This window comes from Arcanobacterium ihumii, assembly GCF_900604515.1.
In the GTDB taxonomy this organism is placed as follows: Bacteria; Actinomycetota; Actinomycetes; order Actinomycetales; family Actinomycetaceae; genus Arcanobacterium_A; species Arcanobacterium_A ihumii.
The window spans coordinates 174,430-198,147 of record NZ_UWOS01000002.1; the positions used below are offsets into that span (position 1 = coordinate 174,430).

At 49.2% G+C, this 23,718-nt stretch carries 19 protein-coding genes and 4 tRNA genes; 5 read left to right on the top strand and 18 right to left on the bottom strand.

The features are described from left to right. Positions 1-59: 59 nt before the first annotated feature. The 15 genes from EIH22_RS05865 to thrS form a co-directional block, all read right to left on the bottom strand. Entirely contained in the window at positions 60-608 is a 549-nt protein-coding gene (locus EIH22_RS05865) for an adenine phosphoribosyltransferase (protein ID WP_124054882.1), read from the bottom strand. Then, a complete protein-coding gene (gene secF / locus EIH22_RS05870; protein WP_200829195.1) occupies positions 608-1,729 on the bottom strand; it encodes a protein translocase subunit SecF in 1,122 nt (373 codons plus the stop codon). Before secF ends, EIH22_RS05865 begins: the two co-directional genes overlap by 1 nt. After that, entirely contained in the window at positions 1,729-3,654 is a 1,926-nt protein-coding gene (gene secD / locus EIH22_RS05875; protein ID WP_124054884.1) for a protein translocase subunit SecD, read from the bottom strand. Before secD ends, secF begins: the two co-directional genes overlap by 1 nt. Before the next feature lie 63 nt (positions 3,655-3,717). Continuing rightward, positions 3,718-4,116: a preprotein translocase subunit YajC gene (gene yajC, locus EIH22_RS05880; RefSeq protein WP_124054885.1), complete on the bottom strand. Its 399-nt coding sequence runs from the start codon at positions 4,114-4,116 to the stop codon at positions 3,718-3,720. A gap of 57 nt (positions 4,117-4,173) precedes the next feature. Continuing rightward, positions 4,174-5,190: a Holliday junction branch migration DNA helicase RuvB gene (gene ruvB, locus EIH22_RS05885; RefSeq protein WP_235001794.1), complete on the bottom strand. Its 1,017-nt coding sequence runs from the start codon at positions 5,188-5,190 to the stop codon at positions 4,174-4,176. A 2-nt stretch (positions 5,191-5,192) separates the two neighbouring features. Then, positions 5,193-5,783, bottom strand: a complete 591-nt coding sequence (gene ruvA, locus EIH22_RS05890) for a Holliday junction branch migration protein RuvA (protein ID WP_124054887.1) — start codon at positions 5,781-5,783, stop codon at positions 5,193-5,195. 90 nt (positions 5,784-5,873) lie between these two features. Beyond that, positions 5,874-6,506 carry a crossover junction endodeoxyribonuclease RuvC gene (ruvC, locus tag EIH22_RS05895; RefSeq protein ID WP_124054888.1) on the bottom strand — a complete coding sequence of 211 codons (633 nt, stop codon included), beginning with the start codon at positions 6,504-6,506 and terminating at the stop codon, positions 5,874-5,876. Further along, entirely contained in the window at positions 6,507-7,268 is a 762-nt protein-coding gene (locus EIH22_RS05900) for a YebC/PmpR family DNA-binding transcriptional regulator (RefSeq protein WP_124054889.1), read from the bottom strand. A 161-nt stretch (positions 7,269-7,429) separates the two neighbouring features. Then, complete coding sequence (locus tag EIH22_RS05905; protein WP_235001795.1) at positions 7,430-8,020, bottom strand: NUDIX hydrolase; 591 nt, start codon at positions 8,018-8,020, stop codon at positions 7,430-7,432. Continuing rightward, complete coding sequence (locus EIH22_RS05910; RefSeq protein WP_160149031.1) at positions 7,995-9,152, bottom strand: PrsW family intramembrane metalloprotease; 1,158 nt, start codon at positions 9,150-9,152, stop codon at positions 7,995-7,997. The genes EIH22_RS05905 and EIH22_RS05910 overlap by 26 nt, the downstream gene beginning before the upstream one ends. 1 nt (position 9,153) lies before the next feature. Continuing rightward, the gene (locus tag EIH22_RS05915) at positions 9,154-9,792 is read right to left on the bottom strand and encodes a hypothetical protein (RefSeq protein WP_124054891.1); all 639 of its coding nucleotides are present in this window, start codon (positions 9,790-9,792) and stop codon (positions 9,154-9,156) included. A gap of 12 nt (positions 9,793-9,804) precedes the next feature. Then, positions 9,805-10,929, bottom strand: a complete 1,125-nt coding sequence (locus tag EIH22_RS05920) for a glycosyltransferase family 4 protein (protein ID WP_124054892.1) — start codon at positions 10,927-10,929, stop codon at positions 9,805-9,807. Positions 10,930-10,933: 4 nt separating this feature from the next. Beyond that, entirely contained in the window at positions 10,934-11,974 is a 1,041-nt protein-coding gene (locus EIH22_RS05925; RefSeq protein ID WP_124054893.1) for a phosphatidylinositol mannoside acyltransferase, read from the bottom strand. Positions 11,975-11,981: 7 nt separating this feature from the next. Next, positions 11,982-12,614, bottom strand: coding sequence for a phosphatidylinositol phosphate synthase (gene pgsA / locus EIH22_RS05930; protein WP_124054894.1), 633 nt, complete (start codon positions 12,612-12,614; stop codon positions 11,982-11,984). Positions 12,615-12,681: 67 nt separating this feature from the next. After that, on the bottom strand, positions 12,682-14,685 hold the full coding sequence (gene thrS / locus EIH22_RS05935) for a threonine--tRNA ligase (protein ID WP_124054895.1): 2,004 nt from the start codon (positions 14,683-14,685) through the stop codon (positions 12,682-12,684). Positions 14,686-14,855: 170 nt separating this feature from the next. Here thrS and EIH22_RS05940 point away from each other — a divergent pair, with 170 nt between their 5' ends. The 3 genes from EIH22_RS05940 (at position 14,856) to carB (ending at position 20,723) form a co-directional block, all read left to right on the top strand. Then, positions 14,856-16,223 carry an L-serine ammonia-lyase gene (locus EIH22_RS05940; RefSeq protein WP_124054896.1) on the top strand — a complete coding sequence of 456 codons (1,368 nt, stop codon included), beginning with the start codon at positions 14,856-14,858 and terminating at the stop codon, positions 16,221-16,223. Positions 16,224-16,310: 87 nt separating this feature from the next. Then, entirely contained in the window at positions 16,311-17,441 is a 1,131-nt protein-coding gene (gene carA, locus EIH22_RS05945) for a glutamine-hydrolyzing carbamoyl-phosphate synthase small subunit (RefSeq protein ID WP_124055150.1), read from the top strand. A 78-nt stretch (positions 17,442-17,519) separates the two neighbouring features. Beyond that, positions 17,520-20,723: a carbamoyl-phosphate synthase large subunit gene (gene carB, locus EIH22_RS05950; protein ID WP_124054897.1), complete on the top strand. Its 3,204-nt coding sequence runs from the start codon at positions 17,520-17,522 to the stop codon at positions 20,721-20,723. A gap of 195 nt (positions 20,724-20,918) precedes the next feature. On the opposite strand, the gene EIH22_RS05955 is transcribed toward carB, so the two are convergent. From EIH22_RS05955 to EIH22_RS05965, 3 genes are all read right to left on the bottom strand, one after another. Further along, positions 20,919-20,993 (bottom strand) — tRNA-Val (locus EIH22_RS05955). Between the two features lie 11 nt (positions 20,994-21,004). Further along, positions 21,005-21,075: transfer RNA gene (locus EIH22_RS05960), tRNA-Cys, on the bottom strand. Between the two features lie 32 nt (positions 21,076-21,107). Beyond that, positions 21,108-21,180: transfer RNA gene (locus EIH22_RS05965), tRNA-Gly, on the bottom strand. Between the two features lie 214 nt (positions 21,181-21,394). On the opposite strand from EIH22_RS05965, the gene EIH22_RS05970 reads away from it, so the two are divergent. Both EIH22_RS05970 and glgX read left to right on the top strand, forming a co-directional pair. Then, positions 21,395-21,469: transfer RNA gene (locus EIH22_RS05970), tRNA-Val, on the top strand. 79 nt (positions 21,470-21,548) lie between these two features. Continuing rightward, complete coding sequence (glgX, locus tag EIH22_RS05975; protein WP_124054898.1) at positions 21,549-23,702, top strand: glycogen debranching protein GlgX; 2,154 nt, start codon at positions 21,549-21,551, stop codon at positions 23,700-23,702. The last annotated feature ends 16 nt before the right edge of the window (positions 23,703-23,718 follow it).

The window sequence follows — 23,718 nt, forward strand, 5'->3', positions numbered from 1 at the left end:
AATAAAATTTCGATATCAAAAAACACGGGCAACCAACGTTGCCCGTGTTTTTGAAATGATTAGTAGCTAAGAACCGATTCGATCGGAATTGCATCGCCGAGTCGCTCACGACCGCCTAAGTCTTTCAACTCGAGGAGGACGCAAAGCGCGGTTGGGATTCCGCCTGCCTGCTCAATCAGGTTGAACGCGGCGCTTGCCGTGCCACCTGTTGCGAGAACGTCGTCGATAACCAGAACGCGCATGCCGTCTTCTACCGTGAACGGTTGAAGTTCCATACGGGCCGAACCGTATTCAAGGTCATAATCAATGCCAACTACTGGACCAGGAAGTCGTCCCGCCTTGCGGATGGTTAGCATACCTACACCCATTGCGATCGCAAGAGGCGCTCCAAGAATGAATCCACGCGATTCCAACCCTGCAACCGCATCAACTTTACCGCGGTAGCGGTCTGCAAGGATCTCAATGAGTTTCCCAAAAGCATGCGCGTCTGCAATCAGAGGCGTAATATCTCGGAAAAGCACACCAGGGGCAGGGAAATCGTTGACCTCGCGTACGTGCGACTCAACAAGTTCTACTGTATCTTTCGGAAAAATCGGGGTCTCACCCATTATTTATTCCTCTTCTTTCGCTTCTTTGGCTGCGCTGCATTGCCTTGGTGCCTTCCGGCGATCCGGTCGTCGAAATGCGCACCAGTAATCATATCCGATTCGCCCAATTCAGCGGGTTTCGATCCCATATCTTTAGACGATTCATGTCCAAGCTCACCTCGTGTAGCCAAAACACTGCGGGTATGGCTGGAAATATCATCGTTGCGAAGTGCAAGTGCCACTGCCAAGGGTGCAGCGATAAAGATAGACGAAAGAGTCGAAAGCAACATACCAATGAACATCACGAGGGCAAGATCGCGAAGTGTTTCTGCACCTAGGAGTCCTACACCAATGAAGAGTACGGACACAACGGGAAGTAAACCAGTGATCGACGTATTGAGCGAACGAATCAAGGTTTGGTTAATTGCTAAGTTAGCTGACTCTTCGTAGGTAACCTTCGATTGACGCCTTAGCTCGGTAGTATTTTCACGAACCTTATCGAAAACAACAACCGTGTCATAGAGCGAGTAGCCCATAATGGTGAGGATTCCGATGATCGTTGCCGGGGTAATTTCAAGTCCAAGAATCCAATAGATTCCCAAGGTAACGATGAAGTCATGGAGTAGAGCGCCAATTGCGCCAACCGCAATAGTCCAAGAACGGAAGTATGCGATAAGAACGATTGAGACGGCAACCATGAAGACGATCATCGCCCGGATTGCCTTAGCCATAATGTCTTTGCCCCAAGAAGGACCAACGAACGTCGAAGTTACGTCCTTTTCAGGAACTTCATATGCTTGTGCTAAGGATTCCTTGACTTTTTGGGTTGATTGGTTATCGAGAGAAACCGTCTGGACGCGGATGCCGCTTGAGCCGACTGAAGAGACACGCGGAGCGTCGTCTTTTCCAATGTCGGCGATAACCTTGTAGGCACCCTCGTGTGAATGAATCTTGGTATTTGAAATTGTGAACTGCGATCCACCACGGAATTCAATTCCTAGATTCGGTTCCTTAACGAATACCGAAAGCACCGAGGCAAGAATCGCAAAGAGCGCAATTCCAAACCAGATTTTGCGTAATCCAATAACCTTGAAGGATTTACGACCCGAATAGAGGTCGTTACCGATGGAGTAAACAGACATCAGTTCTCCTCCTTAGTATCGTTAGCATTGTTTTGTGCCTGAGCTTTCTTTTCACGACGCTCACGGGCTCGTCGAGCTGCAAGCGATTCGTTGGTCGGGGCATCCACAGCAGCGGTGACCACAGCCGGTGTTTCTTCCACTTCCACCTCAGTTTCTGGAGCTTCTTCCTGCTTGACGATGCTCGCATCGTCAGCCTTTACCTCTTTATTCTTGCGGCGAGATGAAACCAAGGAGGAACTTCCGCGACCACGGTACAGCGGGGTGTGGCGTAGACGCTCGATATCGAGACCCGAGAAACGCTTACCCTTACCGAAGAACGCGGTACGGATAATCACAAGCATGAGCGGATAGGTGAACATCATGACGACGATCAAGTCTAGAAGCGTTGTGATTCCGAGGGTGAAAGCGAAGCCACGCACAGAACCAACAGTCAAGATGTAGAGTACAAGCGAAGCTAGAAGATTCACGCAGTCGGAGATAATGATGGTGCGTTTAGCACGATCCCAGCCGTATTCGATTGCCGAGTGAATATTGCGACCATCGCGGATCTCATCTCGAATTCGTTCAAAGTAGACGATGAAGGAGTCCGCGGTAACGCCAATGGAAATGATCATTCCCAAAACGCCAGCCATTGAGAGCCGATAACCCATAACCCACGAGAGCAAACAAATGACGAGGTAAGACAGCCCGGTGGAAAGAACGATTGACGCAATCGCAATCACTCCAAGACCGTGGTACTGCCAAATCATATAGAGCACGATCAGCACAAGACCGATAAAACCAGCGATAAGACCAGCTTGGAGTTGCTCCGCTCCAAGAGTTGCAGAGATCTGTTCTTCGGACTGTACTTCGAAGTTCAATGGAAGTGAACCGAAATTGAGCTGATTAGCCAAGGCAGCTGCTTCTTCAGCTTTGAAGTGACCGGTAATCTGAGCTTGACCACCAGCAATCGGTCCATTTGGAACCGGAGCGGAAAGGACTTGACCGTCAAGCACGATGGCAAACTGATTCTTTGGAGACTTCATCTTGTAGATACGTCCAGTTACGTCGGCAAATGCCTTCGCACCCTTGGAATCGAACTGCATATTTACAGCCCAACCACCGGTTGGTGTTCCCTTTTGATCAGTTGCCAGCGACGACGAAGCCTTGGTTAGATCTGTACCTTCGATCTCCGCTGGACCGAGGATGTATTTTTGTTCACCGGTCGAAGAACAAGCTACGGAAGCTTTCTTCGCATTATCCGAAGTTGCTTGTAAACGTGCGTTTTCAGATCCACATTCGAGCTTAAATGCGTCGTAGAGAGTCTTTTCAGTGATCCATAGGTCGTCGGAGAAGTCTTTCGGCGTACCTTGAGGCTCATCTGCAATCTTGCCGTCCTTATTCGAATCAGCAAGAGCGACAATCTCCTTCTCCAGCTCTTCTGGGCTTAACTTTGGAGCCTGAGATTCTTTAGCGGGAGCTTGTTGTTGTCCGGCTTGCCCTGGATTAGCCTTTGCTTCCTTCATCTTTGCGATGTCAGCAGAGGTGATCGCCTTAGGCGCCATTACAGACAGCACCGGACGCAAACGCAATACAGCTGAGGTGCGAACCAGATCTAGCGTTTCCTTACTCGGATGCCCTGGCAATGCAACAACGATATTTTTTCCACCCTGTGCTGTGATCTCCGCTTCAGCAACACCAGAAGCATCAACGCGCTGACGGATGATTTCAATAGCTTGAGATACATCTGATTCGGTTACTTCTGAACCATCAGTAGTAACCGGAGTCAGGATAACTTGGGTTCCTCCTTCAAGATCCAGAGCGAGCGACGGGGTGAACCTTGACTGTGGCCCTTTTAGGGTGCCCGCAAAAAGTGATCCAACGAGGGCAATCATCAATATGAAAAGGATGACCAAGCGCTTATTACGCGAAGACTGCCTTTCCATTACTCTTTTCTTCGACACTAAATTGTCTTTTCTCTCTTGTACACGACCGTGTGTTTGGATTAATTACTCGCGGTTTTCAGGCGTCTGACTTGTTTCAGCTCCCAAATCCTTGTTGCCTGAAAGTTCGACATCATCAGCAACAGTCAACGGGTTAACTTCCTCATCAAGACGAGCCGCTTCTTCTTCACTAATTTCGGCTACAGGGATATTCATTTCGGCCATGATCGAAGTCTTCAGCCATACTGTTTCGTCACCGCTCGGAGATTCGAGCGTAACGGCGTCACCATCGATATCCACGATACGTCCAAAGAAACCCGACGTCGTCACCACGTTGTTGCCGACCTTGACGGCCTGCTCGCGCTGTTCCAACTGAGCCTTCTGTGCCTTTTTTGCACCTGCATTCATGAACCAGATAAAGCCGACCATAAGGACGACAAGCACCAAAATTTCAATTCCTGGCATAAAAATTCTCCGTAGAATGATAGAAATTACCAGAGTTCACTCTACTAGTTTTTACCACTAACTAAAAAGTGTTTCTTCAGGTGGAATTAGTCCCAAATGAGACCATGCGAGTGAGGTAGCCATTCTGCCTCGTGGGGTGCGTACAAGGAAGCCTTCGCGTACCAAGTATGGCTCGGCAACCGTCTCAACTGTTTCAGGTTCCTCACCTACCGAAACTGCAAGCGTCGTTAAGCCAACCGGTCCCCCGTTAAACCGCATGCATACAGCTTCAAGGACCGACCGATCAAGCCTGTCAAGACCGCGACCATCAACTTCAAAGACGGTAAGCGCTGCCTGGGCTGCCTCTAAATCAAGAATTCCATTACCGCGAACCTGCGCCCAATCTTGGACGCGTCGAAGCAAACGATTTGCAATTCGAGGAGTACCGCGCGAACGCGATGCAATTTCAGCAGCAGCGTCTTCATTAAGAACAGCGTCAAGTTTAATAGAGTTGGCAGAGACGATTTGTGCAAGCTCGGCGTCGGTATAGTAATCGAGGTGTGCGGTAAATCCGAAACGATCACGTAATGGCGCTGGAAGAAGCCCCGCTCTAGTGGTTGCACCAACCACGGTAAAAGATGGGAGCGGCAGTGGGATAGATGTTGCTCCAGGCCCTTTACCGACCATCACATCAACCCGGAAATCCTCCATTGCTAAGTAAAGCATCTCTTCCGCGGTACGCGCGAGACGATGGATTTCGTCAATAAAAAGAACATCGCCTTCTTGTAGCGAGGAAAGTACAGCAGCCAAATCTCCCGGATGCTGAATAGCCGGCCCGGAAGTGAGCCGAAGCGAACCATTGACTTCCGCAGCGATAATCATCGCAAGGGTGGTTTTCCCCAATCCCGGAGGGCCCGAAAGCAATACATGATCCGGAGAGTTACCGCGTGCGATTGCGGCATCAAGCACTAGCGAAAGCTGATTACGAACGACTTCTTGACCGACGAATTCAACTAGCCGTTTAGGGCGTAGCGCCGCTTCTTGAGCCCGCTCAGAATCTGTGGCATCCGAATTTGTAACGTCCCATTGGCTCACGATTATCTCCTGCTCCCAAGAATTTGAAGGGAACTACGCAAAAGCTGAGCCACCGTGGCATCAGGATTACTTTCCCTCGCCTCAGAAATCGCCGAAGTTGCTTCTCGCTCCTGCCAACCCAAGTTAACGAGTGCTTCTAAGATATCTGGTGAAGCCCCAGAGCTTGGAGCCGAAGCCTGCACAGCTCCATGAGCTGGGCCAAGTTTATCGCCTATCTCAAGAATCATACGTTGCGCGCCCTTCTTCCCGATTCCGGAAACTTGAGTCAAGGCCGATTCGTTTTTATTTTGAATAGCAAGTCGCAGTGCATCTGGTGTATGAACACTTAGGATTGTCAAAGCGGTACGTGGACCGATTCCAGATACTGTGTTAAGCGTTTCAAAAACTGCTCGTTCGTCGTCGTCGGCAAATCCAAACAGGGTAAGAGAATCTTCTTTCACCACAAGGGATGTGAAAAGTGATGCTTCTGAACCAACTCTGAGCTTGGCTAGTGTAGTTGGAGTGGCGTGAATAAGCATACCGACTCCCCCGACCTCAATCACTGCAGTGGCGATTCCAACGGATATCACGGTTCCGCGTAAAGATGCGATCACTATTTCACCTTTCGAACAAACGTTTCATAAATAGAGTACCGCATCGCAGAAAAATTCATAGAACGACGCCAGCGTTGTGTAGATTTGGCTTTATTTGTCTTTAGATTTCGGGGCAACCGCACCATGACGCGCCCGCATACGCTCCGCTTGCGCCCACATTTTTTGAGCCGGTGTGAGATCAGCGCCCTCTGCTCGAGGAAGCATTCCTGCTCCGCCATGCTGGGAACGCGCCGTATCTTGGAACTGAAGAGCCCCTCCTCGCCAAGAATGGCAAATCGCAATCGCCAGAGCATCCGCGGCATCTTTTGGCCGAGGCGGCGCATCCAGTCGCAGAATTTTTTGCACCATCATCTGGACTTGTGCTTTTTCAGCACGACCACTTCCTGTAACGGCTGCTTTAACCTCGGAAGGAGTATGAAGGGCAATCGGTAAACCATGCTGAGCCGCAGCCAGCATAACGATTCCCGCAACTTGTGCAGTACTCGTTACCGATCGGACGTTTTCTTGCGCAAATACGCGTTCAATCGCGACGACATCGGGGCGAAAGATTCGTAGCGTTTCCTCAAGTTTGTTTGAAATAAGGAGAAGACGCTGATGCGGAGGCAGTTCAGGTGCGGACCGGGCAACATCAACATCAACCAAGGTGACTTGGCGCCCACCACGCGAGTCAATAATCCCCAACCCACAACGAGTTAAGCCCGGATCCACACCTAAAATACGCAATTAGCCTTCGGCCTCGATTTCAGCCATAACCTCATCTGGGATGTCCACGTTTGAGTAGACATTTTGGATATCGTCAAGATCGTCAAGAGCGTCAAGAACCTTAAGGACCTTCAACGCACCTTCTTTATCCACGCCAACTTTCATCGACGGAACGAACTGGACTTCAGCTGAGTTGTAGTCGATACCGTTTTCCTGAAGCGCCGAACGCACGGCAACAACGTCATTTGGCTCGGAAAGCACTTCAAAAACTTCGCCTTCGTCGGTTACCTCTTCAGCGCCGGCGTCTAGAACTGCCATAAGAAGCGAATCTTCATCCACACCGTCGACCTTTGGAACTTCTACGATGCCCTTGCGAGCGAACATGTAGGAAACTGAACCCGGGTCTGCTAAAGTTCCACCGTTGCGGGTGAGTGCAACACGAACTTCAGAAGCTGCGCGGTTGCGGTTATCGGTAAGACATTCGATCAAAACTGCGACGCCACCCGAAGCATAGCCTTCGTACATAATTGATTCGTACTGAACGCCGTCTTGGCCTTCGCCTGATGCACGCTTAAGAGCGCGATCAATGTTATCGGAAGGAACCGAATTCTTCTTTGCCTTCTGAACGGCGTCGAACAAAGTTGGGTTTCCTTCAGGGTCCGGACCGCCAGTACGAGCAGCAACTTCAATATTCTTGATGAGTCGGGCGAAAAGCTTTCCACGCTTCGCGTCGATCGCCGCCTTCTTATGCTTTGTGGTTGCCCACTTAGAATGTCCAGACACTAGATCTCCTTATTTTTTGAAACCTTTAACGGAACAAGTCTACATTGATCGGTGAAAACACTGGTATTCATTTTTTGCGAATAGGCACACGTCCGCCGTGAGCTCCCTCAAACCCGCACTTTTCAGTGATCAGGTATCGAGTAATTTCCTACACGTAAGAATTAGTCGTCGAGAAGTTCACTAAGTTTTCCATCCCAACCCTGCACCCAGCTCTTTGCCAATGAAATGAACGACACCGGGTAAACGGTTTCTCCATCTTTAATTGCGGCTTGAAGCTCATCTAAATTCCACCACCGGTATTCTTCAAGAACTTCGCTTTCAATGAGCGTGAGTGAACTGTTTCCATCTCGGTCAATCGTGGATTTTTCCGCATCAGTGACTCTGAGCAGGAAGAACATCTCATCTTGTTTCACGTCTCGGAGCACGAAACGAAACGTCGATTCTCTGCGAAGCACCGGACCTTCCAGTCGATCCTCAGAAACGGCTAATCCCGTCTCTTCTTGTAACTCGCGCAGTGCTGCTTGACGATCGGATTCGCCATTTGCTTTGCCACCGCCCACCGTAAACCACCACGAACGATTAGAGTCGCCAAAATCATGACCTTTGATAAGGAATACATCTCCCTTCGAATCAATGACGACGACGCGCGCGGCTTGACGATGAGGGAAACCGTCGTCATCCACTGGCCACTCACGCTCCATCTCTTGGAAGACTTGGTCGCGAATATCATTCTGCTGGGATACTTTGTCCATCTTTTACTCCGTTTCCAAAGAAAATCGTACGAAGGCGAACAATTTCTCCTAGTAAAAAACGCTCACGTTCGCGGTTTTCTTCAGAGTGGACTTCGCCGGTTTTCAAAGCGGTTGTTCGGAAATACCCAAGCTCAATTAGTGCCTGCTGGTAATCTTTCATGGCTTTTGTGCCACGACCACGCGGAGATCCACGACCGAGGAGTCGAGTTTCAGACCAGTGCCGAGCAGATAGGCGCCTAGCCAAGGAAAGGATCATATCAACGTCCGATTGCAGTAGCCAACCTGCCTCTACATAATCTTTGAGACCGTTGACGACGAACCGTTTTTGTTGCCAACGCGCATATAATGCAAATCCTGTTAACGCGACCGCCGTCGGAACGTTACTAAGGATGACATAGCGCTCATAACTCATATTTGAGAACGTTAGGGCAGCGTTGTTAAACCAGTGTCCAGCTACAGCACTCACCATAGCTGGAACTAACCACAATGCTTTTGTTAAACGACTACGCATCAGAGTAGCGAAACCGAGGAAGAATCCAAAGGCGGCCGTCCAGGCCTCATGATTGAGTGGACCGTCTAAGAAACGAAGTTTAAAAACCACATCGATCTCGTCATAATTTCGTACAAAATAAAGAATGTTTTCTGTGAATGCGAAACCTGAACCTACCAGCGCACCATAAACAATTCCATCTACGGGACCATTGAAATAGTTCTTCAAATACTTGTAGATAAAGAAGACGGCGAGCCCCTTAGAAAACTCTTCCGTCAGAGGGGCAACATGAGAGGCAAGGTATAGGTTGATATCAAGTTGCGAGTTTGAGGGCAAAATCGCTTGGCTTGAAATGTAATCCCCCGCGTACCCGTTTAGCACAACGGCAAGGATAATCGAAGATCCGGCACCGCACATGAATGCAGCCACATACATCCATAGAGGTTCAGGTTCCCAGCTATCGATGAGCCAAACAAAGAAACCAATTGCGACCACCGGAATCAACGCATAGAGCGCGGCAACAAAGACACCTGAGATTCCTTCTGGGCTTTCAAGCTCCGGCAAAATCATCCAGACACCAAAAGCCCCCAAAATAATCATGAAAACGGCGATGACGAAACCTGAGCTACGTTGACGTTTCATATTATTCGTCCACCAAATCAACAGTTTGAGGTAGAGGCGCACTTCCCGCGAGACGCAAAATCCGAGTAAAGGTGCTACGGCGCACACGCCGAGCTTGAGAAACATGGATATTATGGAAACGCCGAGTTAAGCGCACCTCATTTCTATCTCGATTAAGCTGGCGGAGCACCTCACGGACCTCATCATCCAATTCAGTTTCTTCTAGCTCATCAACGGTGAGCTGCAAAACCCTACTTAATTCAGATTCGATGACGAGGCGGTCTACTACAGGCGCTGTAACCAATCCAGAGTTAACCGAAAGCTCATCGGCGCTAGATGGAGCGTCATCTGCAATAGCTAAGCTTGGCACGCCGGACAACGAGTCCAAACCATCGTCGATGATTGGAGTGCCAACGAAATGAGCAGCTTCTTGGGCGGCAGCTTTAAGTAAGACTGCGGAGGCAACGTCCAAAGCACCTAGTTCAGCGAAATCCTGAGCGTGTTGCGCGCGCGAATATAGAGCACGCTCTAGGAGACGCCGTGATTTCAGAGCGTTGAGATGCAACGAATTTAGTTTGCGGGCACGCAAAATACCGATGGCGATAATTATTGCCAGAGCAACTACGCCAAAAATTAGGAGCCAAAACACCGTTGGAAACATCCGAACAATCCTTTATTCAATTCCAGAATTCTGCATCTTAATTGCGGTTTCGTAGACCTCATAGATCTGAGAAGCTACTGTTCCCCAATCGTAGATTTCTGCATGTTCCTCGCCGTTGCGCGACTTTTCCAACCGACCATTCACATCTTCGAGGGCTTCGTTGATAGCATCTGCAAGCGCCACCGGATTTTCATTTTCAAAATGAAAACCACACTTGCCGTTTTGCAAAACCGCTCTGAATGCGGGAATGTCGGATGCAACTATACAAGCTCCTGCACTCATCGCTTCCACTAAAATGATTCCAAAAGATTCACCACCGGTGTTAGGGGCAAGGTAAAGATCTGCGGAGCCTAATAGCGCCGCTTTATCTGAATCGGAAACACCGCCAAGGAATTCAATGTTTTTGGCGTATTCGCCAAACATACCATGAGCTTTTTCGATATCGCCTCTGCCGGCAATAAAGAGATGTGCATTCGGATATTTTTCAAGAACCTTTGGAAGAGCCTGAGCAACCAGTGGCAAACCTTTGCGCGGTTCATCTAAACGCCCTAAGAATGCTAAAGTCGGGCGTTCTGGAGTTCCGATGAACCTAGGATCCTTGTGTTCAAGGCGCATTTGAGAAACTCGCACACCGTTCGGGATAACCCAAGCGTCTCCGCCAAGATGCTGAACCGCAGTCCGTCTTGCTTCTTCCGAAACCGCAATACGCGCTTGTATCTTATCGAGCATCGGCACAAGGACCGGCGCTGAAAGAGCCATTGCTCGTGAGCGATCCATCGCCGTATGGAAAGTTGAAACGATCGGGCAGTGCGCACTCATCAAGGCGAGCATTGAAACAGAGGGAGTGAACGGCTCGTGAACGTGCAAAACATCAAGATTCTCGTCTTTTAACCAAGCTCTGACCTGACGGTTTACTTTCGGACCGAAAGCCAATCGTGCTACCGAACCGTTGTATCGAATTGGAACAGCTGCCCCGACCGGAACCACATAGGGCTCTAGATCTTCAGTTTTCTCAGACGGAGCGATCACAGTAACTTCGTGACCACGAGAAATCAGCTCTTCTGCCAAATCGCGGATATGGATTTGAACTCCACCGGCGACATCCCACGAATACCCACACGCGATACCAATTTTCACAGCTTCACCTATCTTCTTCCTGAGCTCGCAGCAAATCGCCATTGTTTTCCTGGTGACGACGTTTTGCACGCTCAAGTCGGGTACGGTCAAGATCTTCAACAAACAGTTTTTGAAGCATATGCCAGTCTTCTAGATGGTCACGGAGCAAGGGCTCTATTTGATCAAGCCACTGCTGATTGAGGGCAGCCAAATCTGCTTCATCAATTCGTTTTGACCGTACCGATTCATCTTCAGGAATCCACAGGTTCTCTTCTAATTCGTGAGGAGGGAAAATCGGTGAACCAACCACCATTTTAATCCCCCATGGAGATCCTGCGCGCTTGACCCTAGCCTTATCTTTGCCGAAGTAATCAGATATGATCGTCACTGGAAACATTGGTTGCCCGGTACGAATAGCTAAAATTGCAGCACCGGGAGCTACCCGTACGTCATGACCACAGAGTTTAACATTCACGCCGGTTGCGCTTAGATCCCGGTCGCACAGCAGTGGGGTAAAACAAATCCCCTGCCCCATATCCGCTGTTAACTTCCCGATTGAATTTGCACCACGAACCGCCTGATATATCGTCATTCCCAGAGACTGTCTGACATTCAAAAACTCATCCGCGAGTTCAGGTGGCTCCAATTTTTCGGCGATGGTGTGAACCGGAGCAAGATCAAGGGTGGCCCAAGCACCCGCTAAATCCCAGTTTCCTGCGTGCAGCAAGGCTGCCGAACAAGAATTTTCTTCCAAATGCTTTCGCAAAACGCCAAGGTTTTCTCCGCTAACTCGGGCCAAGATCTGTTCTGGATTAAGATACTTAAGCCGGAATACTTCCTGATAGTAACGCATATAGGAACGCATTGCTCGAGCAGAACGGACTCGTTGAGACCATTTGTTAGAAAGCGGCGTTATGCGTTGATAGTTTTTGCGAAGTTGACGCACACCGGCGTTGTTGCTAAGACCGACGGCGAATCCAACCGTTTCAAACACACGGCGAGAAACCGAATCAGGAGTGTGTTTAACAAAACCGTCTGCAAGAGAAAATAACTTGAAAACGTCCATTGAGGGACTACTCCCCCTCAGATTCGCCGGCTTTGCATTGCTGGAATACGGTATGCATACGCTGAATTACTGTAATGAAAGAAAGAATGGCAAGAATCCACATTCCGATTGCCATAAACCAGTGTGACAGGCCAAAGCCAACAAGGAGTACACAAATCCCTGCGAATACAAGGCGATCGGCGCGTTCTGCAATCCCGACGCTAGCGGTGAGACCAACTCCTTCTGCACGTGCGCGAGCGTAGGGAACAACAGATCCAAAAACTAAGGCGGCTAAGGCTCCGGTCATTACCCAGATTCGAGTTGGTTCTGAAGCAGACGTGTAACCCCAAGCAACGAAGCTGGCAAAGATCGCTGCATCGGCAAAGCGATCCATAGTTGAATCAAGGAAGGCTCCCCACGTACTCGAGCTATTCGTCAAGCGCGCAACTTGTCCATCTAAGTTGTCGAAAATAACCAGGATAGAAACGATGACGAAACCAAGCAGGAGTTGATTGGTCGGGAAGAAATAGAGCGAGGTGATAACCGTCAAGAACGTCCCAACCACAGTGATCGTATTTGCACTGATCCCTAGTTTGACGCATGCGTGCGCAATTGGCCCAAATATAGTTTTAGCTAATGGGCGCCCTGTTCTGCTCAGCATCTTTATCTTCCTGTTCAGAAATAACCAGTTTTCGCTGGCACTCTTTTCAAGCGCCAGCGAAAACAAATTACTGATTTACGTGATTCTTAATCTGGTCAACAATTCGTGAAACCGCTTCTTCAACAGGTACGCCATTGTCTTGGGAGCCGTCCCTCATACGGAATGAAACCGCACCGGCTTCGACGTCTTCGCCACCCGCAATAAGCGTAAACGGAACCTTGTCCTTAGAAGCATTACGGATCTTCTTCGGGAAACGGTCATCGGACTTATCAACTTCAACACGCACACCGTGGGACCGAAGCTTAGCAGCGACGTCGTCAAGATAAGAATCAAAAGCATCGGCAACTGGCACACAACGAACTTGTACAGGCGCCAACCAAGCTGGGAAAGCACCTGCATAGTGCTCAGTAAGAACGCCGAAGAAGCGCTCGATAGAACCAAACAAAGCTCGGTGAATCATGACCGGCTGCTGACGGCTACCGTCTGATGCTGTGTACTCAAGATTGAAACGCTGTGGAAGGTTGAAATCGAGCTGGATGGTAGACATCTGCCATGTCCTGCCCAGCGCATCCTTTGCCTGAACCGAAATCTTCGGTCCGTAGAAAGCCGCACCTTCTGGATCTGGAACCAGCTCGAGCCCTGATTCGTGAGCAACTTCTTCAAGGGTACGAGTTGCCTCTTCCCAGATATCGTCGTCTCCAACGAACTTCTTCGGATCCTTTGTGGAGAGCTCGAGGTAGAAATCATCGAGTCCATAATCTTTCAAAAGATCAAGAACAAAGGTAAGTAGTTCAGAAAGCTCGTCCTTCATTTGCTCGCGGGTGCAGTAGATATGCGCATCATCTTGCGTAAAACCACGAGCTCGAGTCAATCCGTGGATAACACCTGACTTCTCGTTTCGATACACGGTACCGAATTCAAAAAGTCGAAGTGGAAGCTCACGATAGGAACGGCCACGCGCACGATAAATCAAGTTATGCATAGGGCAGTTCATGGGCTTGAGATAGTAGTCCGCTCCCTGCTTGGTTACGTTACCGTCGGCATCGCGCTCTTCGTCCATCTGCATTGGAGGATACATTCCCTCAGCATAAAAATCGAGGTGTCCCGAAAGCTCATATAGGTTTGCCTTCGTGATATGCGGAGTATTTACAAACTCGTAGCCACCTTGAAGATGCTTTTCACGCGAGTAGTTCTCCATCTCCATACGAATAATTCCGCCCTTAGGGTGGAATACTGCAAGACCAGAACCGATTTCATCAGGGAAAGAAAACAGATCAAGCTCGCTACCGAGTTTACGGTGATCGCGGCGTTCAGCTTCTGCAATACGCTGCTGGTAAGCCTGAAGATCTTCCTTCGACGCCCAAGCCGTTCCGTAGATGCGTTGCAAGGAATCTTTGCTTTGGTCTCCACGCCAGTAAGCGGCAGAAGCGCGTGTAAGAGCAAATCCATTTCCAATGAGCTTGGTATTTGGAAGATGTGGTCCACGGCAAAGATCACCCCAGGCGACTTCGCCATTACGACGCACATTTTCGTAGTAAGTCAGTGTTTCTCCACCGACTTCAATAGAAGCACCATCTGCAAATTCTTCGCTTTGACCACTCTTCGCATCAACAAGTTCAAGCTTATATGGCTGGGAAACAAGTAGCTCTCGAGCTTCTTCTTCACTAAGCTCACGACGTACGAATCGCTGACCTTCCTTAACGATGCGCTTCATCTCTTTTTCAAGATCTTTGAGCATCTCAGGCGTAACGGCATCAATATTGCCGAAATCATAGTAGAAACCATCGGTAATAAAAGGTCCAATGCCAAGGTTTACGTCTGGGAATTTATTCTGAACTGCCTGAGCCAGTACGTGAGTAGCCGAGTGGCGCAAGATATTTAGACCATCGGGACTGTCGATTGTAATTGTTTCGACTTGTGCATTTTCGGGGAAAGCCGTCAGTTCTGATGCCAAGTCCTTTAACTCGCCATCTACCTTCAATGCGACGATAGAACGGTTTCCAGCAAAATAATCGATGCCGTTTATCTGTTCTTCAAGAGCTACGATTTCTCCATCAATGCTCAGTTTCAACTTTGCCTCCTGGCTTGGCTGGCTGCGTTACGAGGGCACCCAGCTATTTGTTCAATCACTAAGTAGTTTACGCGCACTTTGATGATATTCCCTAAGCACGCTTTCGACGTGCGGAAATTAACTGCCTTACCAAGAATGCAATAAGCCTCGATTTAAGATACCGTTACGCCATGGCACTAAGTGTTTTTGACCTGTTTTCGATCGGTATTGGTCCTTCTTCTTCCCACACCGTAGGCCCAATGCGAGCCGCAAAAATGTTCCTAGACGAACTAAGCAAGCGACTTCCTGAAGTAGTTTCCGTGAAGTGCACCCTTTACGGTTCCTTGGGCTCAACTGGAATCGGTCATTCAACTGATGTCGCAGTAATTCTTGGTCTGCTGGGCGAAGTGCCAGAAACAGTTGATCCACGGCGCGTGATGCCCACCGTGCGCGAAGTGCATAGCACGCACCGCCTTTCCTTAGCAGGTAGTCACGAAATCGATTTCGCTCCCGTTTCGGACATTATCTTCGACGGCGGTACCGAGCTTCCTGCCCATCCGAATGGCATGACCTTATGCGCGTACGACGCCGAGGGTAACGTAATTTCAGATTCAACTTATTATTCTGTTGGTGGCGGTTTTGTGATGTGTGGTGATGTATCCCCTACCGAGCCGATCAGTCCAGACGAAACTGCTATTCCTTATCCATATAAAACGGCCGCGGACCTGCTTGATATCTGCCAAAGAACCGGATTCTCAATAGCTAAGGTGGCGATGGAAAATGAAAAAGTTTGGCGCTCCGAAGAAGAAGTTCGAGCAGGACTTATCCATATTTGGGATGTGATGAACGAATGTATTCAAAACGGCAGTGAAACTGAGGGCATGTTGCCTGGTTCTTTACGCGTGTTGCGCCGTGCTCCTGGTTTGTATCAAAAATTGACCTCTGAGGGTGCAAGCAATGATCCCTTGCGTGGTATGGATTGGATTACGTTCTATGCCTTAGCGGTTAACGAAGAAAATGCCGCTGGTGGGCGCGTTGTAACGGCTCCTACAAACGGAGCAGCTGGTATTATTCCGGCGGTTTTGCGCTACTATCTTGATTTTGTTCCAGGTGCTTGCGACGACGCCGTCGTCCGTTTCCTTTTAACCGCAGGTGCAATTGGAATTATTTTTAAAAACACTGCTTCTATTTCCGGTGCTGAAGTAGGTTGCCAAGGTGAGGTGGGCTCTGCTTGCTCGATGGCGGCTGGCGCAATGGCTGCCGTTCTAGGAGGTTCTCCTGAACAGGTAGAAAACGCGGCTGAAATCGGTATGGAACATAATCTTGGACTCACCTGTGATCCAGTTGGCGGACTCGTGCAGGTGCCGTGTATTGAACGCAATGCAATCGCCTCGGTTAAGGCTATTGCAGCAGCTCGTACGGCATTGCATGGTAATGGAAAGCACATTGTGTCGCTCGATTCAGTGATTAAGACGATGCGCGAAACTGGCCTCGATATGCAGTCGAAATACAAGGAAACTTCCCTTGGCGGCCTTGCCGTCAACGTGATCGAATGTTGAACCAGTATCGCAAAATTTCGTTTTAGTATCTGGACTCACATATAAATCTGCTTGGTGATCATAGACTTTCGCCCTACTATGGAAACCATGACAACTAGAGCACTGTTAGTCTTAGCTGATGGAACCTCTTTTCAGGGTTACAGCGCAGGAGCGGCAGGAACCGCCGTTGGCGAAGTTGTTTTTAATACATCAATGACTGGATACCAAGAGATTCTTACCGATCCGTCATATTATCAACAGCTCGTCACCCTCACTTATCCTCATATAGGAAATACGGGAACCAATTCGCAAGACATAGAAAGTTCACAAATATTTGCTTCGGGACTGATCGTAAGAGATGTCCCGTTTTTTGTATCCAATTATCGCGCGCAAAACGATCTTCCAAGCTATCTTAGCCAACAAGGAACGGTTGCAATTGCAGGAATCGACACGCGGCGTCTTACTCGCATACTGCGCCAAAAAGGTAGCCAAGCTGGTGCGATTCTTACTGGCGACGACGTCTCGGTGGAACATGGTCAAAAGCTCGCCCAAGCTTTCGGCACGATGGCAGGGAAAGATTTGGCGCGCAAAGTAACGTGCGGACATCTGCACATACATCGTGAAGGTACGTGGAATCCACATGGTAAATTCGATGAACCCGATGCTCTGCCTTGGCGTGTTGTGGCTTATGACTTTGGCATGAAGACGAATATCGCCCGTATGCTCGCTGATCGTGGCTGCGAAGTGTATATTGTTCCGGCCACTACCCCGGCAAGCGAAATACTTGCACTCAAACCGCACGGCGTATTTCTTTCCAACGGACCTGGTGATCCTCAGCCGTGTACTTATGCGGTTGCGGCAATTAGAGAGATTCTTAAAGAACGTATTCCGATTTTTGGAATCTGTTTAGGGCATCAATTACTAGCTTTGGCACTTGGTGCTACCACTCAAAAAATGGCATTTGGTCACCATGGTGCGAATCATCCGGTCATGGACTTGCGATCCAATCGGGTGTTTATCACGAGTCAAAATCACGGATTCTGTGTTGACCCGGCCTCGTTGCCGAGCAATGTGGACGTCACGCATATTTCGTTATTTGACGGTTCTCTCCAAGGCATGGAATTGAACGATCAGCCAGCATTTTCGTTCCAAGGTCACCCCGAAGCTAGCCCAGGTCCCCACGATCTGGGCTTTCTTTTTGACCACTTCATTGAGCTTATGCACGAACATAATAGCTGAGTTCACGTAGTAAAAACGAGCGAAGAACAAACGCCGAGTTGTCTGACTCCCACTGCTATCGAAAGGAAATAACTACACATGCCAAGACGAGCAGATCTTGAAACCATTTTGATTATTGGTGCCGGTCCAATCATCATCGGGCAAGCATGCGAATTTGATTATTCTGGAGTGCAAGCATGTAGAGCATTGCGTGAGGAGGGGTACCGGATTGTGCTCGTCAATTCTAATCCTGCAACGATCATGACCGATCCTGACGTTGCAGATGCCACCTATATTGAGCCAATTACTTGGCAAACCTTGGCAAAGGTGATCGATAAAGAACGCCCAGATGCCATCCTCCCTACAATGGGTGGCCAGACGGCTTTGAACTGCGCATTGGATCTGGCACGCCACGGAGTTCTTGAAAAATTTGGCGTAGAAATGATCGGTGCGAGTGTTGACGCAATCGACAAAGCCGAAGACCGTGGTCTGTTTAAAATTGCAATGGAAAAAATCGGCTTGAAAACACCTGCTTCCGAACTTTGCCACACAATGGAAGAAGCGCTTCGAGCTCAAGAAACCGTAGGATTTCCCACCTTGATCCGCCCCTCTTTTACGATGGGTGGATCAGGAGGAGGAATTGCATATAATCGAGACGAGTTCTTTGAGATCTGCACTCGTGGCTTCGATGCCTCCCCCACCCATGAGCTTCTTATTGAACAATCAATTCTTGGGTGGAAAGAGTTTGAGATGGAGGTGGTGCGAGATTGCGCTGATAACTGCATCATCGTTTGTTCGATTGAGAACTTTGACCCGTGTGGAATCCACACAGGGGACTCAATCACTGTAGCGCCAGCTCAAACGCTCACCGACAAAGAATACCAGTTACTGCGTAATGCCTCGATCAACGTCGTGCGGGAGATCGGAGTGGAAACCGGCGGATCAAACGTGCAATTTGCTCTTAACCCGATGACGGGAGACGTCATAGTAATCGAGATGAATCCACGTGTAAGTAGATCTTCTGCCCTTGCCTCTAAAGCAACAGGCTTTCCAATTGCTAAAGTTGCCGCCAAACTTGCTGTTGGCTTTACGCTTGATGAGTTGCGTAACGAAATAACAGGCGGAATCACTCCGATTTCTTTCGAGCCTGCACTCGACTACGTCGTTACGAAAATCCCTCGCTTCGCTTTCGAAAAGTTTCCAGCTGCCGATCCCCACCTCACCACACAGATGAAATCAGTTGGCGAAGTAATGGCAATCGGTCGAACCTTCCAAGAGTCCCTACAGAAGGCGCTCTGCGGTTTGGAAGTTGGTTTGAGCGGACTCGATGAACAATCAAATACATTCTCGGTCATTGAACAAAGCCTAGCACGCCCTCAATCAGACCAAATCCTCTATATAGCCGATGCCTTCCGAAACGGCATGACGGTTGATCACGTCCATTCATTAACGCAGATTGACCGCTGGTTCTTAGCACAGGTTGCCGAGATCGTTGCGGTTGAGAAAGGACTCCAAAACACCTCGCTTGATAAGCTCGATGCATCGAAAATTTTCGAGATTAAACGGTTGGGTTTCTCTGACAAACGCCTGTCAATACTACTGGGTGTGAAGGAAAACGAGGTGCGCGATCGTCGTCGCAAATCGGGTGTATCAGCGGTCTACAAACGTGTTGATACATGCGCGGGTGAATTTTCCACTGAAACCTCCTACCTCTATTCAACTTATGAAGAAGAGTGCGAAGCTTCTCCGTCCAGTAGGCGAAAAATCATGATTCTGGGCGGAGGTCCAAACCGTATTGGGCAAGGAATCGAGTTCGACTACTGTTGTGTGCATGCTTCGCTAGCGTTGAGAGAAGCCGGGTTCGAAACGATCATGGTCAATTGCAATCCCGAGACGGTATCAACCGACTTCGACATTTCGGATAAACTATACTTTGAGCCATTAACCCTTGAAAAGGTACTTGACATCGTCGACGTTGAGAGGCCAGAGGGTGTAATTATCCATTATGGTGGGCAAACACCATTGAAGCTTGCAAAGGCACTAGAAGAATGCGGTGTTCCAGTTATTGGCACGGCGGCCGATGCAATTGATCTGGCAGAGGACCGTGAGCGTTTCCAGAAAATTATTAACGATCTTGGACTGATGCAGCCTGAAAATCGCATTGCGCGCACCACCGATGAAGCTCTAGTTAAAGCTCAGGAAATCGGATATCCGTTGATGGTCCGCCCCTCCTACGTACTGGGAGGACGTGCGATGCAAGTAGTTTTCGACGACGAACAGTTGCGTCGCTATATGACGCAAGCAGTACAAGTTTCGCCTGAAAGCCCAATCTTGCTTGATCGTTTCTTATCAGATGCTATTGAAGTGGATGTAGACTGCATCTGCGACGGCACAACAATGACGATCGCAGGAATTATGGAACACGTGGAGCAAGCCGGAATCCATTCTGGCGACTCCTCATGCTCGTTACCTCCGCATTCGCTATCAGAGGAGATCCAAGACAGGATTCGCGAACAGACGTCACAGTTGGCTTTCGCTCTCCAGGTGAAAGGGCTAATGAACGTTCAGTTCGCGGTTCAAGGGGATAAGATTTACGTCCTTGAGGTTAATCCGCGAGCTTCACGAACGGTACCGTTTGTTTCAAAAGCAACTGGGTGCCAGGTAGCAAAGATAGGCGCACACGTGATGGCTGGATCGTCGCTGAAAGAGCTCAGATGTGAAAAAGAGGTTATTCCTCACCTGTTCTCGGTTAAAGCGCCGGTTTTCCCATTCTCGAAGTTCCCTGGAGTTGACACTATCTTGGGACCAGAAATGCGATCTACTGGTGAGTCAATGGGTATGGCTTCGAGTTTTGCAAGAGCATTCCACAAAGCACAGATTGGCGCAGGCGGAAAGGTGCCGCTAATTGGAAAAGCATTCCTCTCGGTCCAAAATATTGATAAACCTGGAGTTGTTCAGATTGCTAAGAATCTCCAGGTCTTGGGATTCGGGCTATGTGCTACTCGTGGAACCGCTGACTACTTAGCCGATCACAACATTCACGTACAGAGAATGAATCGCCGTTCAGAGGCCCGACCCCACATTATCGACGCGATCACTAATGGCGATATCTCGTTAATTATAAATACCGGAAACACCGAAGGTAGCGTAGTTGCCGACGGTGCCAAGATCAGGCAAAAAGCTCTTCATATGAAGATTCCAATCTACACGACGATTGCTGGTGGTCTTGCCGCAACATCGGCGATTGCCGAGCAAAACGATGACGACGTCATCGAAATTCACTCCGTCACAAGAGTTGATTAATGCCTCAGCTCTAGGCAAGGGAATACAGAAGCCAACTTAGCTCAAGGCGAAGATATAATTCTTGGAGACTAACGATTCAGGGGCAATTGTGCGCTTGTGTGGCGCTATTTTCCACTAACACGCAAAATTGCCCCTGTATTCAGCATCGCTTCCAATATAAAGCAAAATAAAAACCACCCGAAGGTGGTTTCTGTCTGGTGGGCGATACTGGGTTCGAACCAGTGACCTCTTCCGTGTCAGGGAAGCGCGCTACCACTGCGCCAATCGCCCATTATAAAACGAGGTGGGTACGGGATTCGAACCCGTGTATACGGCTTTGCAGGCCGCTGCCTCGCCTCTCGGCCAACCCACCATGTGGTTGAGCAGTAAACTGCTTGGCCATCGAGCGGATGACGGGACTCGGACCCGCGACCCCAACCTTGGCAAGGTTGTGCTCTACCAACTGAGCTACATCCGCATTCTCACCGCTAGACTGTTTCGTTCCAGATAAATCATTATCTTTTGCGTTTCAGTCGTTTTGGCGACGCAGATAAATATAGCCAACTTTTGCCCCCGATGTCCAATTACAAAAACATGACCTGCGCCACCTCGGTGGTGTTTGATTCTGATTCACCATCTAGATACCATGTGTTACGCAGCCTTCACATGTCTATTTATCCTATGTGAGCTAAGGGCGATTAGCGCAGTGGTAGCGCGCTTCCTTCACACGGAAGAGGTCACTGGTTCGAACCCAGTATCGCCCACCACCTCCATTCCACTTCAAAACCATTCCACCGAACGCGATATGTATCGGGATTTTGGTCAATTTCATGAGATTCTTAGACTATGGAAATTTGGCCAGGAAACCCCTATCCCCTCGGCGCCACATATGACGGCGTCGGCACGAACTTCGCAGTTTTTTCTTCAAATGCAACAAAAGTCGAACTGTCATTAATTAATGAAGAACTCGAAGAAACCCTAGTTGAACTGCGTGAAGTCGATGCCCATGTATGGCATTGCTACATTCCAGGTGTGCGTCCCGGGCAACGCTACGGATTCCGCGTTCACGGAGAATTTGATCCTGAATCTGGAAAACGATTTGATCCTTCGAAGATTCTTTTAGACCCCTATGCTAAAGCGATTACCGGACAGATCGAAAATCACCAAGCAAATTTCTCTTACAACTTCAATAACCACGGTGAGCGATCAGAACTGAACTCTTTACATCACACGATGCTCTCCGTCGTCATCAACCCATACTTCGATTGGGGTCATGACCGCCCACCGCAGCATGAGTACCACGATACCGTCATTTACGAAGCTCACGTCAGGGGCATGACGATCCAGAAGCCAGAGGTCCCAGAAGAATTACGTGGCACTTACATGGGTATGGCGCACCCTGCGATGATTCAATATCTCAAGGAACTTGGAATCACAGCGATCGAATTGATGCCGGTTCACCAATTCGTCAACGACACCTCTTTAATCGAAAAAGGGCTGTCCAACTACTGGGGCTATAACACCATTGGCTTCTTTGCTCCTCAAAACACCTATTCCTCAACCGGTGAATTAGGCCAGCAGGTGGATGAGTTTAAATCGATGGTTAAAGCATTCCACGAGGCTGGAATCGAAGTCATCCTTGACGTGGTCTACAACCACACCGCCGAAGGTAACCATATGGGTCCAACCCTTTCCTTCCGCGGGCTTGATAACGAAGCATACTACCGGCTAGTTCCCGAAGATCGAGCACACTATTTCGACACCACCGGAACGGGAAACTCACTCAATATGCGTTCGCCGCACACGCTCCAGCTCATCATGGATTCCTTGCGCTACTGGATCACAGAGATGCACGTGGACGGCTTCCGCTTCGATTTAGCTTCAACTCTGGCACGTGAGCTCTACGCGGTTGATAAACTCTCGTCCTTCTTCGACATTATCCAGCAAGACCCCATTATCTCCCAGGTAAAACTAATCGCAGAGCCATGGGACATTGGTGAAGGCGGATATAACGTCGGAGAGTTCCCACCATTATGGACTGAATGGAACGGAAAATACCGCGATACGATTCGCGATTTCTGGCGCGGTGAACCTTCAACCCTAGACGAATTCGCTTCCAGGCTCTCGGGTTCTTCCGATCTCTACGAGCACTCGGGCCGTCGCCCAATGGCATCGATTAACTTCGTCACTGCACACGATGGCTTCACCATGCGTGACCTCGTTAGCTACAACGAGAAGCACAACGAAGCAAACGGCGAAAACTCCCAAGACGGAGAATCGCATAACCGGTCGTGGAACTGCGGAGAAGAAGGTCCAACTGACCAACCTGAAATCTCCGCGCTAAGAGTTCGCCAGATCAAAAACTTCCTCACTACGTTGCTTGTGTCCCAGGGGGTTCCAATGATTTCGCACGGCGACGAAGTTGGACGCACTCAGAGCGGAAACAACAACAGCTACTGCCAAGACAATGATATTTCTTGGATGAGCTGGAACTTGGGTGAAACCGAAACAGATATTTTCCGCTTCACCCAAGCCTTGATCAAGTTACGAAAAGACCATCCGGTCTTCCGGCGTCGTCGTTTCTTCAAAGGCGAATCTTCGCGCGGAGGTTCCTCGTCGAACGGCGATATTGAATGGTTCAAGAACGACGCTTCCTATATGTCCGACGCCGATTGGGATACTTCTTACGCACGTTCCGTTTTGGTTTTCCTCAATGGCGAAAAGATAGGTGAGCCAGATATGCGCGGAATGCCGATCCTCGATGACGATTTCATCATCGTTTTCAATGCTTCGGATTCGGATCTCACCTTCACACTCCCAGCTTCAGATGACACGAACCTCTGGCACCTCGTTTTGTCGTCAGATTCGCATGCCGATCCCGACCTATCGCTCGAACCTGGGCAGTCGTTCGCCGCTACAGCACGTTCATCGTGGATTTTCCAGCGCGCGATGAATCTTCCAGATAGCGATCAGAGCACCATAGGAACACTTGTTCCTTAAATCACATAGGAAACGG